17 protein-coding genes are annotated in these 14,002 nt (G+C 57.1%); all 17 read left to right on the plus strand.

The features are described from left to right. Positions 1–17 precede the first annotated feature (17 nt). The gene (locus Q31a_RS08530; RefSeq protein WP_145076593.1) at positions 18–2,354 is read left to right on the plus strand and encodes a terminase gpA endonuclease subunit; all 2,337 of its coding nucleotides are present in this window, start codon (positions 18–20) and stop codon (positions 2,352–2,354) included. A 2-nt stretch (positions 2,355–2,356) separates the two neighbouring features. Next, complete coding sequence (locus Q31a_RS08535) at positions 2,357–2,656, plus strand: hypothetical protein (RefSeq protein ID WP_145076595.1); 300 nt, start codon at positions 2,357–2,359, stop codon at positions 2,654–2,656. A 38-nt stretch (positions 2,657–2,694) separates the two neighbouring features. Further along, positions 2,695–3,477 carry a DNA-methyltransferase gene (locus Q31a_RS08540; RefSeq protein WP_197356484.1) on the plus strand — a complete coding sequence of 261 codons (783 nt, stop codon included), beginning with the start codon at positions 2,695–2,697 and terminating at the stop codon, positions 3,475–3,477. A 39-nt stretch (positions 3,478–3,516) separates the two neighbouring features. Further along, positions 3,517–3,831: a hypothetical protein gene (locus Q31a_RS08545; protein ID WP_145076599.1), complete on the plus strand. Its 315-nt coding sequence runs from the start codon at positions 3,517–3,519 to the stop codon at positions 3,829–3,831. Beyond that, the gene (locus Q31a_RS08550) at positions 3,828–4,025 is read left to right on the plus strand and encodes a hypothetical protein (RefSeq protein WP_145076601.1); all 198 of its coding nucleotides are present in this window, start codon (positions 3,828–3,830) and stop codon (positions 4,023–4,025) included. The genes Q31a_RS08545 and Q31a_RS08550 overlap by 4 nt, the downstream gene beginning before the upstream one ends. 46 nt (positions 4,026–4,071) lie before the next feature. Further along, complete coding sequence (locus tag Q31a_RS08555) at positions 4,072–5,583, plus strand: phage portal protein (protein ID WP_145076603.1); 1,512 nt, start codon at positions 4,072–4,074, stop codon at positions 5,581–5,583. Positions 5,584–5,664: 81 nt separating this feature from the next. Then, positions 5,665–6,699: an HK97 family phage prohead protease gene (locus tag Q31a_RS08560; RefSeq protein ID WP_145076605.1), complete on the plus strand. Its 1,035-nt coding sequence runs from the start codon at positions 5,665–5,667 to the stop codon at positions 6,697–6,699. Positions 6,700–6,764: 65 nt separating this feature from the next. Beyond that, positions 6,765–7,721, plus strand: coding sequence for a major capsid protein (locus Q31a_RS08565; protein WP_145076607.1), 957 nt, complete (start codon positions 6,765–6,767; stop codon positions 7,719–7,721). Positions 7,722–7,739: 18 nt separating this feature from the next. Then, positions 7,740–8,114, plus strand: a complete 375-nt coding sequence (locus Q31a_RS08570; protein ID WP_145076609.1) for a hypothetical protein — start codon at positions 7,740–7,742, stop codon at positions 8,112–8,114. Next, on the plus strand, positions 8,114–8,572 hold the full coding sequence (locus Q31a_RS08575) for a hypothetical protein (RefSeq protein WP_145076611.1): 459 nt from the start codon (positions 8,114–8,116) through the stop codon (positions 8,570–8,572). Before Q31a_RS08570 ends, Q31a_RS08575 begins: the two co-directional genes overlap by 1 nt. Positions 8,573–8,588: 16 nt before the next feature. Further along, complete coding sequence (locus Q31a_RS08580) at positions 8,589–9,065, plus strand: hypothetical protein (protein WP_145076613.1); 477 nt, start codon at positions 8,589–8,591, stop codon at positions 9,063–9,065. 49 nt (positions 9,066–9,114) lie between these two features. Then, positions 9,115–9,462 carry a hypothetical protein gene (locus tag Q31a_RS08585; protein WP_145076615.1) on the plus strand — a complete coding sequence of 116 codons (348 nt, stop codon included), beginning with the start codon at positions 9,115–9,117 and terminating at the stop codon, positions 9,460–9,462. Between the two features lie 8 nt (positions 9,463–9,470). Next, positions 9,471–9,725 (plus strand): hypothetical protein, encoded by a 255-nt coding sequence (locus Q31a_RS08590; protein WP_145076617.1) that lies wholly within the window; start codon positions 9,471–9,473, stop codon positions 9,723–9,725. Further along, positions 9,688–10,230, plus strand: a complete 543-nt coding sequence (locus Q31a_RS08595) for a hypothetical protein (RefSeq protein WP_145076619.1) — start codon at positions 9,688–9,690, stop codon at positions 10,228–10,230. The genes Q31a_RS08590 and Q31a_RS08595 overlap by 38 nt, the downstream gene beginning before the upstream one ends. 217 nt (positions 10,231–10,447) lie before the next feature. Then, on the plus strand, positions 10,448–11,035 hold the full coding sequence (locus Q31a_RS08600; protein WP_145076621.1) for a hypothetical protein: 588 nt from the start codon (positions 10,448–10,450) through the stop codon (positions 11,033–11,035). Positions 11,036–11,044: 9 nt separating this feature from the next. Beyond that, positions 11,045–13,558: a phage tail tape measure protein gene (locus tag Q31a_RS08605; protein ID WP_145076623.1), complete on the plus strand. Its 2,514-nt coding sequence runs from the start codon at positions 11,045–11,047 to the stop codon at positions 13,556–13,558. A 15-nt stretch (positions 13,559–13,573) separates the two neighbouring features. Then, positions 13,574–13,993 (plus strand): hypothetical protein, encoded by a 420-nt coding sequence (locus tag Q31a_RS08610; RefSeq protein ID WP_145076625.1) that lies wholly within the window; start codon positions 13,574–13,576, stop codon positions 13,991–13,993. Positions 13,994–14,002: the final 9 nt, after the last annotated feature.

A 14,002-nucleotide genomic window follows, 5' to 3' on the forward strand; every position in this document is an offset into this window, starting at 1 on the left:
ACCAACAATGAAACTGCATGGCCAAGAAAAAGGCGGCCGTCAAAACGCTCCCCGCGAAAGCGGCCAAGAAGGCACCTGCCAAGGTAGCCTCGCGATCTCGCACGCCTACTCCCAAGAAACGGCCGTCGCCCAAAGAGCAAGTCAAGACGACGGCCGCTACGAAAAAGGCGGCTCGAAAAAAAGCCGCTGCGAGCGAGTCTAAAAAAACCAAGCGGGCTGGAGCCAAGCGGGTATTCTCCGGCGCCACCACCGACGATGCGTGGATTCAATCAGCCGATGCCTACGCCCGTCACAAGAAACGAGCCGGTGAGCGGCAAAAGCAACTCTCCGAAGATGGTCGGGACATCGCTGGCGACATGCCGCAGGTCACCGATCCCAAGGCCCGGGCGCGCGTCTCCAAGTCGCTGCGCAAATTCTGCGACGAAGTTCTACCAGAACGGTTCCACCTAGGTTGGTCCGAAGATCACCTGACCGCCATCAAGAAGATGGAACGGGCCATTCTAACGGGTGACAATTTTGCGATCGCGATGCCCCGCGGTACCGGCAAGACAACGCTGGTGATTGCGGCCGTGCTGTGGGCCATTGTCTCCGGACATAAACGCTATATCGCTCTGATTGGCGCCGATCGCGATGCGGCCACGAAGCTGCTCGACGGAATCAAGGTCGAACTCGAAACCAACGATCGTCTGCTCGACCTGTTCCCGGAGGCTGCCTATCCGATTCGCCGCCTCGAGGGAATTGCCAACCGCTGCCGTGGCCAGCTGTACCAAGGCAATCGAACCTACATCCGCTGGACTAGCAAGCACATTCAGTTTGCGAACGTTCCCCTGCGTGGCGAGGTTCCTGAAGGTGGACGTACCGCCAGCATGGCGGTTGTGGAAACGGCAGGCATCCGTGGCAAGATCCGTGGCATGCAGCAGGCCTTGCCCACCGGTGAGATTGTTCGTCCCGATTGTTTCGTGGTCGATGATCCGCAAACCGACACCTCGGCCAAATCTCGGACGCAGGTGAACTCCCGTTTGAATGTGATCACGGGAACTTGTCCCGGTCTGGCTGGACCGGGAGAATCGATCTCCGGATTCTGCACTTGCACAGTCATTGAACCCGACGACGTGGCGGACCAGCTGCTCAATCCCGAGAAATTCCCAGACTTCCATGGTGAGCGTTTTCAATTGGTCTACGAATGGCCAACGGAGACCGAGCTGTGGGAGGAATATGGCAACGTCTATCGCGAGTCGATGGCCACCGAACTGGGGATGGCCCCCTGCAATACCTTTGTGAAAAAGCACTGGAAGCGATTGCATGCCGGTTCTCGCGTGGCATGGGAAGTACGAAAGCGGAAGGACGAAGTTTCACCGCTGCAGCATGCCTACAATTTGCTACTGCGTTTGGGCGATATGTTTTGGCAGGAATACCAGAACAAGCCCAAGGGGGCCGACGATGCAGAGGACCTGCTCAGCGTCGACGAGATCCAGGTCAAGGTGAATGGCTACCCACGTTTGATCCTGCCACCGGTGGCCAACCTGGTCACGGGCTTCATCGACGTGCAGGGTGAGTGCCTGTTCTATGCTGTCATCGCGACAGCTCGATCGAGTTTTGACGCCTGGTTGCTGGACTATGGGACCTGGCCACGGCAAACGGCCAAGTACTATTCGAAACGCAAACTCGGCAAACGTCTCTCCCAAATCTACAAGGGGCGTGGCCAAGAGGGTCGCATCCGACAAGGGATCATGGATTTGACCGCGGATCTGGCTACCACTGATTACACGATGCCCGATGGCCGCACATCGATGCGGATCAAGCGTCTGGGAATTGATGCCGCCTGGGGCAAGTCGAGCCCGATCGTCTACGCGTGCGCCATCGAGTCGCCTCACCGCTCAATCATGCTGCCCACGTTTGGCCGTGGCTTGGATGCGATGAAAATGCCCATGGAGTTTTGGACGGCCAAACCGGGTGAAACGCTGGGCGTGGGCTACGCGATCCGGCCAAGGCCTGGCGGTGGATTGTATGCACTGCTCGACAGCAACTATTGGAAGTCATTCGTGCATGCACGCCTGGCGGTACCGATGGGCGATGCCGGTAGCTTGTCCTTGTTCCAACCAGAGATGATCACTACGCATCGATTGATTGCTGAGCACTATCGGTCGGAGACTCGATCGGAAACGAGCAACGGTAGTCGCGTGGTACACATCTGGACGTTGCCCGATAACAAACCCGACAATGATTTGTTCGATGCAACGGCCGGAGCCATGGCAATGGCCGGGATTGAAGGGGCCAAATTGGCCGATCTAACGGTGCGAAGAGCTGCGAGCAGCTCAAAACGCCCCAGACGACGTACCACAATCAAGGCCTAGCGATGGCAAAAAAAGCGGCACCCCGAAAACGCAAACCCGCTCCCCCAACGCACGAGGAGATTTCACATCATGAAGCAATAGCCCAACTGCAGAATCTACTACGACAAATGCAACAGCGCAGCGTGGCCTACTACGCAACACCACGGCGTGGCATTACCGACGCTGCCAAGTCAAACGCACTACCGATCGACTATGAGATTCCGATCAGTGGTGGCAAGGAGGTGTTGCAACACCTCGCCTCCGGAAAATTGAATGTGGTATCGCAGCCGCTTCTCGAATGGATTGTCGAGCGGCTGCGCTAGCTTACTCACTTGATGCACAACATGATGAACGGACTCCCATGAATACCAATCAACTCTGCCCAAAATGCAAAGAATCCTCGGTTCTCGTTCCCATCACGGGCAACCGCTGGGACTCTTACCACTCACGCGCCGAGATCGCTCTGGACTGTATCGAGGAAGGTACCATCGACGCCGTGATCACGGATCCTCCCTACGGATCGGGAGGAACCACGGTTGCCAAACGACTGCGTCCCTCTTCGGAGAAGTATCAGAGCAGCGATCGAAAGGAAAAACTCCCGGACATCGATGGCGATGCCATGCTGCCCGAGGCCTGGATTCGAATGATGACCACCATCTTTGACAAGGTCCGCAGGGCTTGCAAGCCAGGTGCCGATCTACTCGTCTTCTGTGACTGGATGAGCCTCACTCGCTTTATCGAAGTGATCGGGGCGGCTGGACTATATGTTCGCAGCGTTGGTATCTGGGACAAGGGACGTTGTTCCCGCCCCAATCGAAACGGCATGCGGAACCAAGTCGAAATGATCCTCCACGCGCGGCGATCGGGCAAGGTCGAGCGTGAGAAAGACATCTACCTCAACGGCGTTTTTCAGTATCCGACGATGCGGAACAATAAGCTGCATTTGACGCAAAAGCCGCTTGAATTGATGCATGAACTGATGCAGTTGGCACCTCCAGAGGGAATCGTGCTCGATCCGTTCCAGGGATCGGGAACCACGGGTGTGGCTGCCTTGCAAACGAATCGCCGGTACATCGGTATCGAATCGGTGAAGCACTATCACGATATTGCCATTCAGCGATTGCAAGAGTTCAGCACCCCGTAGTCAGACCACTATTTGTTTTCAGCTTAGACAAGGATGCCCATGGCTACTCGCAAGAAACCCGCGCCGAAGAACCCGACCGCTCCTCGGCGCCGCAACGGGAGGCCCAAAGGGTCAAAAGACATCCAACGCGACGAGGTCGACGTCATCGGATCGCGTTGCAAAAAATGTGGATCCAGCCTGCGGACTCCCTATGCGAATGATCCAACGCGGATGGCTTACCCCGGGGTGGATCCCATCACGGGCAAGCCCTACACGCAGATCGTGTGGCGCCGGACTCAGTGTCGAGATTGTGGACAACACCGCATCGACAAGTGTTATGAAAACCTGCCCAAGAAAGTTTCAAAACAATCATGAGCCCCACCGAAATCAAAGCTCGCATTGATGAGATCGATTGCATCCTGCAGTCGGGTGCCAAATCGGTCACGGTCGACGGTGTGACGACTACTTGGGATCACGACAGCCTACGCAGCGAGCGTGGGGACCTGGAACGCAAACTGTCCCCCAAGACGCGTCGACGTCCGTTCATCCTCAAGCCTCGCTTGGGCTAGACCCTCGTTTCTTGTCACAGCCTTCCGTATAGATAGTTAGATTGCCATGGTTACTGCGAACGCCGCTCATTTCGTTTACGACGTCCCATCCACCGGACCGGTCGAACGTGGCAGCGGTGGTGGCCAATTCTCCTACGATGCGCTGGAGGCCAAGGGGCGCCGCAAGGCGGCTCCCAATAGAATCGTCCGGGAAGATGTCCACGTCAGTGCGGGCAAGCGAACCAAGCTGCAGGCGAGTGCCCGCGACCTGGCTAAGAACTTTTCCATTGCCGCTTGGATGATCCGTCGGCACTTGGATTACTGCGCCAGCTTTACCTTTCAAGCTAAAACGAGCGATCGCGGATTGAACAAAGCCATCGAGCAATTGATGGAAATCCAATCCCGTCCGCTGGCCTGCGATCGCGGGGGGCGATTCTCTCGAGAAAAGATGTTCCGCCAGGTGGAGGCCTCCCGAGTACTCGACGGTGACATTGGTATGTTGCGATTGCGTTCGGGCCATACGCAGTTGATTGAATCGGATTGCGTTCGAGATCCCGATGCCGGTGAGAAGAAACGGAGCGACGATCGATTCGAGTGGGTCGACGGTGTGCAGGTCGACTATGCCGGGTTGCCTCGTCAGTATTCCGTGCACGGTCGCAAGAAGGGTGGCCGTGGCTACGAATTCCGTCGCACGGTGCCCGCTCAGAATTTTCTGCTGTACGGGTTCTTCGACCGTCCCGCTTCGGACCAAGTGCGTGGGATCTCGCCCATCGTGGCCGCTCTCAACAACTTTCGCGACGTCTATGACAACATCGACTACGCCCAAGTGAAAATGAAGATCACGCAGTTGTTCGCCCTGGCACTGCTGCGGAAGAGCGAAGCCCAAGGGCTCAACGAAGCGTTGCCAACCGCTGGGGAACAGGCAGTACTCGATGGTGAGGCCTGCGAAGAGGATGTTTCCAGGCCCCGGGAGTTCGATCTATCGGGCGGACCAACGGTACTCGATCTCGACACCGACGAGAGTGTGGAAGTGATCGAGAGCAACACGCCCGCTACTGAATTCCAAAGCTTCATTGAGATTGTCCTGGCCGTGGGTCTGAAGTCGCTGGACATCCCCTACAGTTTCTACAACGAGCGATTTACCAACTACTCTGGATCCAGGACCGCCTGGCTTCATTACGAACGGTCGTGTGGGGATCGCCGCGCTGATCAAATCGAAGCTCGCAGGCGGTGGACACTATGGCAGCTGCAGCGGTGGATTGCTGATGGCATTTGGACTCCGCCCAGTGGCCAGAGTATTGCCGACATCAAGTTCGAATGGATTCCCCGAGGGATGCCATGGTGGAAGCCGAGCGAGGAAATCGTAGGGGACATCAAGGCCATTGGCGCCGGATTCGACAACCCCGATCGCGTCTGCCGCGAACGCGATCGAGGTGATCCACGCGACAACATCGATGCCACGCTGGAAATCATCAAGTACGCGATGGACCAGGGGAAGGCAGTCATTGGCCCGGACTACGAGCACAAGCTCAATTTTTCCGCAGACTTCGGTGTAGGGGCACCCGAGGCGGCGGTGTAGTTGCCAACTACTCGCGTTACCAATTCTTTCTCGGCAATTGCATCTAGCGAAGGGATTGGGTAGTACGGCACACTGGTCCGCATGAAGAAATTCGACCCATCCAATCCGACCCAAGCTCCCGCCGATGCGTTTGCATTCGCTGCGAGTGAGTGCAAATGGGAAGCTGCAACCGAGCGCAAAGACGGCCTGCGACGTATGCCGGTCAACGTGTTGGCTCGTACCGGTGCACCCGTTTACCATTGGTATTGGGATTCGATCGTACACGATTTCGAGGGGCTGGTTCACAAGCCCAAGATCGCGTTCGACTATCGGCACGATCCCAACGAACCGATCGGCGTGGCCGACAAGTTCTCGGTTAACGATGCGGGACTGTGGCTCGATGGCGAGTTGATTAGTCGTGATCCCAAGGACGAAGCGGCCAAGATCATGGATCTTGGTCCCGCTGGCATTCCTTACGAAGCTTCGATTCACTTCAACCCTGCCACGGCGGTGATGGAGTACCTCCCGGAGGGATTCACCACCACGGTCAACGGGCAAGAAATCGCAGGTCCGCAGGTGATCGTTCGCAAGTGGGAATTGCTCCGCTGTGCGTTTTGCTTGACCGGCGTGGATGGCGGATCGCAAGCCAATTTCGAAGCGGGGGAAGATTCACCCGCCCTGTTCTCCCTCAATTGGACTGATAAACCCATGACTAAAACCACTCCAACCACACCCGCAACTGATGGCAAAGAGACTGAAGCGGGCAAGCAATCCACCGATTCTCAAAAGCCTGAAACGTCGGCGACTAAGACCGAAGGAACTCCAGTCGATCGAGCTCAGTTTGAGAACGAGTTCAAGGCCCAGCTGGGCAAGTTCACTGCCAAGTTTGGCGCCGCCGACGGCGCCGAGTACTTCAGCCAGGGACTGACCTACGAACAGGGGCTCGAAAAGCACAACGATAAGCTCGAACAATCCCTCAAAGCCGCGACCGTGGCTCAATCGACCGCCGAGGATAAGCTGGCGAAACTCGATCTCGGTGAAACGCAGGGCGTGGATACCGGTACCGGAAAAGGAAAGCAGGGGGCCAAGTTCGAGGACCTGTTTCGCTCCGCAGCTGGGACCGAAGGCAAGAAGTAGTTCTCACCTGTAGTCGAGCGGCAACAACTTACTGATTTCAACTCACACAAGGACCGGGGGCTAGGATGGCCGATTCACTAATGACGCTCGCCGACATCGCGTTACTAAACGATGTCAGCGTGGAGGACTATGGAGCAACGGATATTTTCCTGGATGCTCCCGTGCTGCGGATCCTGCCCGCACAGACTGCGAGCCACGGTACTGACCACAAGTACTTGAAGCACGTGACCGCTCCCACGGTTGGCTTTCGTGCTCCCAACGCGGGGCGCGATCACAGCAAGACCGGACGCGTGTGGGTGACCGAAACGCTCAAGATCTTGGATGCCACGTTCCACCTCGATGCTATGATTGCCAAGAGCAATCCCAAGGGTGAAGCCTTCGTGATGGCCATGGAAGCCATGATGCACTTGCGAGCTGCGATGAAGGCTGCCGAACGGCAGATCTTCTACGGTACCGCCCAAGATGCCGGTGGGTTTCTGGGGTTGGCGGACAACGTTGGTCTGAACAAGATCGATGACGACATGGTGCTCACCGCTGGTGGTACTAGCACCGGTGTGTTTGGCGACGTGTGGATGATTCGAGCGACGAGCGATTTCGCAAACTGTGCCGTGATCCTGGGTAATAGTGGCAACATTGCCATCGAGCCCTGGGAACGGCAATTGGTCTCCGATGGTGATGGGAAGCAATTCCCAGCCCTGTTCCAAGAGATCGACGGATGGCTTGGCCTGCAGGTTGGCGGGGCCAAGAGCGTTGCCCGCCTGGTCAACCTCAATCTGGCCGACGGGGCTTCGGCCAACACGCTGACCGACGATTTGCTGGCCAACCTGATGGAATTATTCCCCGAGGAAGCGCCGCCCACGCACATCGTGATGAACAAGCGAGCCCGCAAACAACTGATGCAGAGCCGGACCGCGACCAACGCCACCGGAGCTCCCGCACCATTGCCCACGGAGTATGAAGGGGTGCCGATCGTGACCACCTCGGCTTGTTCCACATACACAACGGCCGTCGCCGCTTCCTAAGTAGGAACTGCATCCACCATGCCCAACGCCCCCGCGCTGACTTTGCAGAAGCTCCTTTGGCGGACTCTGCTGAAAACGCGGGGCGTGCTGGTGACCTACAAGGCTACCGGATTTTTGATCGCTGAATTGAAGGTGGTGTTTACTCGCCCTGGCGAGGATCAAGTAGACATGAGCGACAACTTCTCGCTCGTGTCGAAACAGTGGGACGTGTTGATCGATCCTGCCACGTTGGTCAATCCGGCTGGGACACCCATTGAGCCGGAACTCGGTCACGCAATCACCAAAATCGACGGCACGGTTTACCGGGTCCAGTCTGGTGATGGGAGTCGTAATTGTTGGCGTTGGTCCGATGGCCTGCAGACCTGGCGTAGAACTCACACGGTGATTGACTGATGCCCACCCCGATCCAAGAGCTGACAATCGCATTGCAAAGTGCGATCGCCGCCGAGCTGTCGATCGTGATCGAACGGCGCAAGATCGCGTACTTCACTCCGGGTGAAGTTCGCGAGGGAAAATACATCATCGTCGGCATTGGCGAGGACACCAATGCCAAGCGTGGGATTGACCTGCTCGACCTGCAGGTGGATCTCGGGTACCAGATCGCATTGCCAGAACCAACCGAATCCAATCCGGATCCGGCCAACAACATCCCCTGGTCCGACGAGCAAGAGCAAAAGGTCGATGCCATCAAGCAACTGTTCCGGCCCGATGGTGCACTGCGCGACAGGGCGATCGCTGGGGCAAATTACCTCCGAATGCAGAACACTCCGATTTACCGACCGGACATGCTGCTCGATAACCAGATTTTTACCAGTGTGATTCGTTTGGAATTCCGCACCGAAAACGAATAGCTCCAAGGATGGAACCATGACTACAGGCAGAACGTGCAAGGCGTATGTGAACATTGGCGGTACGCTCGCCACACCTACGTGGGTTGAGATGAAGCGCATCAGCAACGTTGCGCGTCCCAAGGGACGTGGGACCAGCGATCGCATGTACCGCGGTGCCAAGAACAAAAAGAAGGTCACTGGCTACCGAGAATTCGGATTCTCGTTCACTTACGTCCCCGCTCGAGCTGGATCCGCTGCGGCTGCGGCCGACACCGTGATCACGACCCTGGAGGATTCGCTCGACAACGAAACGATCCTTGACGTGTGCTTCATGGATGCGGCCGTCACGGGGGATGCCGTAGGCGTGCGGGGCTATGTCCAGGTCAGCAAGTTCGACCGCAAAGAGGATGATGAGGACTCTGTCACCTACGACGTCGAACTGGTCGAGGTCGAAGAGTACGACGGAGCGGGTGACCTGGTCGAAATCGACGCCTACGAAACCACCGAGCCGTAATCGTCCAGTTTGCGGCATTGTCTTTTGATCAGAATCCAAGGGAAGTTAGATGAACAAGTTTTCGATCGTCCGCGTGGCACAAGTATTGGCTGCAGCAGCTACTGGCCAACTCAACAAGGAAAGCAGCGTTGACACCGTGATTCAACGCAATGCCGATTGCCATCGCGATTCAGCTCCCGGTATGAAACTGAACGTCAGTGCTGCCGTTGCTCAGCGGATTGCTCATTTAGCGGGTAGTGCGAACGCCAACCCGGTACCGACCGTCGCTCCGGTCATTCCTGAGACGAACCCCGCTACTAGTGAACCAATCGCCGACATTCCTGAGACGCCCAAGGCGGCTGCAACGCCAGCTGCCGAGGCTGCAACCGACGATGCGGCCGACGACCCCGAAGCATAAAGCAAGCCATGCAGTACCTCACTCCCATCGCCGTCCGCCGGTTGCGAATCGCCGCCGCACGGTTACGCACTGGTAGACGTCGCTCTGGGAGTGAGCGTGCTGTATGGATTGCCGCCAAGAATTATCGCCGAGCTGCTCAGCTCGAACCCGACGAAGCACCTGAAACCATCGAGCTGCCAAAGTCGCTCGTCGACCTGGTCCAAACTCTAACCCCGGAACTTGAAGATGACAGCGGACACATCTCAGCCCCTGAAGTGGAATGACGGAAGCGGCCAAAGCTGGTCGACTGCGATCGCACTGTCCGACGCACTGCGACTAAAGCAAGAAATGGCCATCGACATTCTGGATCCAAAGAGTGTCGAAGTGATCTTTGGAAGCGACCTCGTCCGTAGAACCGAGGTCCTGGGGGAGCTGGCTAGGCCTCAGTGGGAAGAGGCTGGCATTGCCTACACCGATTTCGCTGACCTGCTGCTGTCGGGACCGACGACGTTTGTCGATGCCAGTGATGCACTACGACGAGGACTCAGCGATTTTTTCCGCCGAGCCGGCCGCGAAGATCTCGCCATCGTCGCCGATCGAACCTGGCAGGCGATGGAAGCCGGAATGCAGGTCAGCGTGGCCAAGGCGAGCGGGGAGAAGGTGGGCAAGATCCTGCAGGCGGGGCTCGATCGAGCCGACGCCGACCTCGACAAGGAACTCGATCGAGCCCTCGCGACACTGCAGGCCCCCAAGACCGCTGGGAGCTCGTCTGGCAGCTCGCCGGGATAACTGGGCTCGATTGGCGACCGCTGTCGCTGCGAGCGTTGCTGGCCGCAGCACGGGGGCGTCAGGCCCACGATTGGGATATGTCCATCCTGATGCTTTCAGCCTGGCAGACGGTCAACTTCCGCGACAATCCATTCCGCGAGCGAAAGAGCACTGCAGGTAGCTTCGACGTTGCGGCCCTGAGGCGCGAGCACAAACGACGAAAGCGGAAGAACTAGCCATGTTGACAGTCACCTCGCAAATCAAAGATCGATTCTTCGACCGGCAAACGGTGATTGAACAGATTGGCCGTGAGAACGTCCGCAGGTTGGGACGCATGGGGGCCTATGTCCGTCAACGGGCACGGACTGACATTCTCCGGCGTGGCAGACGCACTCGGATTCAAGAGCCCGGCCGCAATAAGCAGAATGGTCGATTCACGCGGGGACGCTCCGGGCGCAGTTCCGCAGCGAGCGGACGACCGCCTCACGTTCACTCGCGTGATTCCGTGGCGACGCTGCGGAATATCCAGTTTGGACTCGGTGCCGACGATGCGTCCGTCTTGATCGGACCATTAGCACTCAACGGCAATAAACCCCAGGGGAGCGCCGCCAAAACAATTCCTGAGCTGTTGACCAAAGGTGGCACGGCACGAGTTCCCAAATACTCCTTTGACAATTCCGTTTGGTACACCGGCAACTATTCCCAAGCCCCTCACCAGCGATCGGTCACTGCTCGCTACAAGCCTCACCCGTTCATGGGCCCAGCACTCGACAAAGAGATCGCCGCAGGGACTGTCGATCGAGTGTGGAGTGCCTCCGCATTTTAGGAACCGACCATGGCAGCCAAAGACATCGAGGCGGGTAGAGCTCACGTACTAATTCGCTTGAGAGATCAAGTTTCGGCCGGGCTCAAGAAAACCGAACGCAACTTCGCCAAGTTCGGACGTAGCTTCGCGACTGCAGGCCTGGCACTCGGAGCAGCTGCAGGCGGTCCACTGGTCCGCGTCATGCAGGTGTTTGGCGGGTTCGATGCTGCCATGGCTCGCGTCTCGGCAATTACCAATGGCACCACGGACGAACTAGCGAAACTCCGTGCCGAGGCAAAACGCCTGGGAGCCACAACGCAGTTCAGTGCCACGCAGGCTGCCGAGGGAATGGTTTTCCTCGGGATGGCTGGATTCAACACCCAACAAGTTCTCGCTGGTATTGGTCCAGTGCTGAATGTGGCGGCTGCCGGGATGCTCGATCTTGGACGTGCCGCGGATATCGTCTCCGACGCCACGACGGCGTTCGGACTGACTGCCGAGGATACCGGACGGGTTGCCGATGTGATGGCTAAAACTGCGACCAGCTCGAACACGTCGATCGAGCAAATGGGCGAGGCTTTTACCTATGCTGCAGCTCAGGGCAAAGCAGCTGGTCAAACCGTTGAAGACGTTTCGGCCGCCCTCGGAGTACTTGGCAACTCTGGACTCAAGGCATCCATCGCGGGAACGGGAGTGCAAGGCATTTTCAAGCGATTGGTGCAGCCCGACGCATTGGCCATGCTGCGTTCCATGGGAGTATCTCTGGCGGACTCTGCCGGGAATATTCGCCCACTCACGGCGCTGATGGGAGACTTGCAAAAAGCCACTTCCAGAATGACTCAGCTCAAGAAACTGCAGACGTTCGAGGAGCTGTTTGGATTGCACTCAAAATCTGCGATCATTCTTTCGGACAATGCTTCAGCTCTCGAAGAGCTGACTGGCAAGTTGTACAACGCGACCGGAGCGGCAGATTCGATGGCTTCCAAGATGCAAGACTCGGTCATGGGCCGTTGGCTTGGCTTCACCTCTGCGTTCGAAGCGATTCACGTTGCACTGGGGGAAGCGTTCAAAGGTCCCACACAATCGGTGCTGGCGTTCGGTGCCACGTCGATGCGTGTGATTGCAGCGTTTATCGATGGCAATCAAACGCTTTTCAAAACGATCGGGTTGATAGCAGGCGGCATTGCTGCAGTTGGTATCGTGCTGACCACCGTTGGCTTTTCGTTCCTGGCAGCCTCGTTCGCCGTTGGCGGTCTGGCAACGGCGATCAGTTTTCTAGCGTCGATTATTGGCTTCGTCTTCTCGCCACTTGGCCTGGCTGTTGCCGTGCTCATTGGCCTTGGCATCGCAGCCTACCAGTTTCGTTCCCAACTCGCTGCAGCATTCTCCTCGGTGGCCGAGTACTTCCGCCCACTCATAGACGGGATAGGCCACGTGTGGGAGATCTTCAGTGAAACGTTCGGTGCAATTGTGGCCGAATTGCAGGGAGGGAACCTGGGCAACGCTGCGGGTATCGCATGGCTAGGGTTTGTGGCTGCAGCCTGGCAGGGCGTGGCCGAGCTGGGTGGGGCCATTGATGCTGCATTAGGATTCTTTCAGGCGTGGATTCCTGGCGTGGACAACGTACGCACCTACATCACTGGGGCATTCGCATCAATTGGTCAATCGATCCTGGCCGGGCGGTGGGATCTGGCTGGTGCGATCGCTATGACTAAACTCAAGTTGGCAGTTGCCCACGGTTGGGGAGCGATTACCAACGTCTGGGCTGGTGCCATGACGGGCATCGGTACCATTTGGGATTTCACTATCTACGGGTTGCGAAGTACTTGGAATGCACTTGCCACAGCAATTCGCGCATCGGTGTTCATCATTACTGACGTCTTCACATCGATTATTGATCGACTTGATCAGCTGTGGACATCCTTTGCCTCAACTGCAGCACGGATTGATGCATGGATGACTGGGAGCAAAATGCACTCGAACTTGGCTGACAAATACACCAGTGATTTTGCAGCCAGAACCGCCGCTCGCAAAGCAGCTAGCGACAAAGAGCGAGCTGCGATCGGACGCTCGCAGCGAGAAGGTCAAGCCCGAATCGACAGTGACCTGAATCGCCGCGTAACCGGACGTGTTCAATCGGAGCAAGGCGTCAACAACCGCAATCAAGCACGGCAAGCACAATTGCGGGCTGAAATTGCCAATCTTGAAAGGCAAGCTGCAACGGCCTACGCTGGCGCCGGAGCTCCAACAATTGAGAACGTCGCTGCCAAGGCCCGCAATGATCTGGAGAAAGCGATTGCAGATTCACAGAAGCAAGCCCAAGCGGGTACGCAAGGGAACGGCCCAACCAATGCAGCTCTGCGCAGGCAAGCTGGCGTCGGTGGTGGACAGCTCGCCAAGATCACCAGCTCCGGGACGTTCTCGGCGGCCGCTGCAGCTCAGGCACTCGGTTTCGACACGCGACCTGCAGAGCAGACCGCCAAGAATACAAAGAAGATTGTGCAGCTGATCCAAAACAACCGGGGCGGAGCCCTTTTCACTTAATGGAGTCGGACACCTATGGTCATTTGCATTATCGCAGCATTGCTCGTTGTCATTGGATTCGGGATCGGTGCGTGCGTTTGGCAGCAAGACACTTTTAACAAACTCGCCAGGTGTCGCAATGCCCATAGCGATGCGATCGCAAGTCACTTCGATGAACGGCAGAAACTAGAACGTGAAATCAAAGAATTGACTAAAACCCTAGGCACTCGCAGTGAAGAAGTGATGCAGTTACGCAGACGCATCGCCAAGGCAGAAACTGACAACGCAGCCTTGCGGGAAGAAGTGCTAAGCCAGACGAATTCCATTGAGGAACAGAAGAAAATAGCCAATGCTTACTGGCTGGAAATGTCGTCCAAGGCTCGTCAGCTAGAAGATCAAAAAAAGTTCTTGGGCGAGTTGTCCACCAAGTTTGGCACCATCGCCGAAAAGCTCTAACCCAGAATA

This window comes from Aureliella helgolandensis (genome assembly GCF_007752135.1).
GTDB classification, from domain to species: domain Bacteria; phylum Planctomycetota; class Planctomycetia; order Pirellulales; family Pirellulaceae; genus Aureliella; species Aureliella helgolandensis.

Excerpts from the sequence above, each read along its gene's own strand:
- Q31a_RS08580 (WP_145076613.1), top strand. The coding sequence starts at position 8,589 with ATGACTACAGGCAGAACGTGCAAGGCGTATGTGAACATTGGCGGTACG.
- Q31a_RS08600 (WP_145076621.1), top strand. The coding sequence starts at position 10,448 with ATGTTGACAGTCACCTCGCAAATCAAAGATCGATTCTTCGACCGGCAA.
- Q31a_RS08565 (WP_145076607.1), top strand. The coding sequence starts at position 6,765 with ATGGCCGATTCACTAATGACGCTCGCCGACATCGCGTTACTAAACGAT.
- Q31a_RS08540 (WP_197356484.1), top strand. The coding sequence starts at position 2,695 with ATGAATACCAATCAACTCTGCCCAAAATGCAAAGAATCCTCGGTTCTC.
- Q31a_RS08560 (WP_145076605.1), top strand. The coding sequence starts at position 5,665 with ATGAAGAAATTCGACCCATCCAATCCGACCCAAGCTCCCGCCGATGCG.
- Q31a_RS08595 (WP_145076619.1), top strand. The coding sequence starts at position 9,688 with ATGACAGCGGACACATCTCAGCCCCTGAAGTGGAATGACGGAAGCGGC.
- Q31a_RS08535 (WP_145076595.1), top strand. The coding sequence starts at position 2,357 with ATGGCAAAAAAAGCGGCACCCCGAAAACGCAAACCCGCTCCCCCAACG.
- Q31a_RS08545 (WP_145076599.1), top strand. The coding sequence starts at position 3,517 with ATGGCTACTCGCAAGAAACCCGCGCCGAAGAACCCGACCGCTCCTCGG.
- Q31a_RS08530 (WP_145076593.1), top strand. The coding sequence starts at position 18 with ATGGCCAAGAAAAAGGCGGCCGTCAAAACGCTCCCCGCGAAAGCGGCC.
- Q31a_RS08570 (WP_145076609.1), top strand. The coding sequence starts at position 7,740 with ATGCCCAACGCCCCCGCGCTGACTTTGCAGAAGCTCCTTTGGCGGACT.
- Q31a_RS08555 (WP_145076603.1), top strand. The coding sequence starts at position 4,072 with ATGGTTACTGCGAACGCCGCTCATTTCGTTTACGACGTCCCATCCACC.
- Q31a_RS08590 (WP_145076617.1), top strand. The coding sequence starts at position 9,471 with ATGCAGTACCTCACTCCCATCGCCGTCCGCCGGTTGCGAATCGCCGCC.
- Q31a_RS08605 (WP_145076623.1), top strand. The coding sequence starts at position 11,045 with ATGGCAGCCAAAGACATCGAGGCGGGTAGAGCTCACGTACTAATTCGC.
- Q31a_RS08610 (WP_145076625.1), top strand. The coding sequence starts at position 13,574 with ATGGTCATTTGCATTATCGCAGCATTGCTCGTTGTCATTGGATTCGGG.
- Q31a_RS08585 (WP_145076615.1), top strand. The coding sequence starts at position 9,115 with ATGAACAAGTTTTCGATCGTCCGCGTGGCACAAGTATTGGCTGCAGCA.
- Q31a_RS08575 (WP_145076611.1), top strand. The coding sequence starts at position 8,114 with ATGCCCACCCCGATCCAAGAGCTGACAATCGCATTGCAAAGTGCGATC.
- Q31a_RS08550 (WP_145076601.1), top strand. The coding sequence starts at position 3,828 with ATGAGCCCCACCGAAATCAAAGCTCGCATTGATGAGATCGATTGCATC.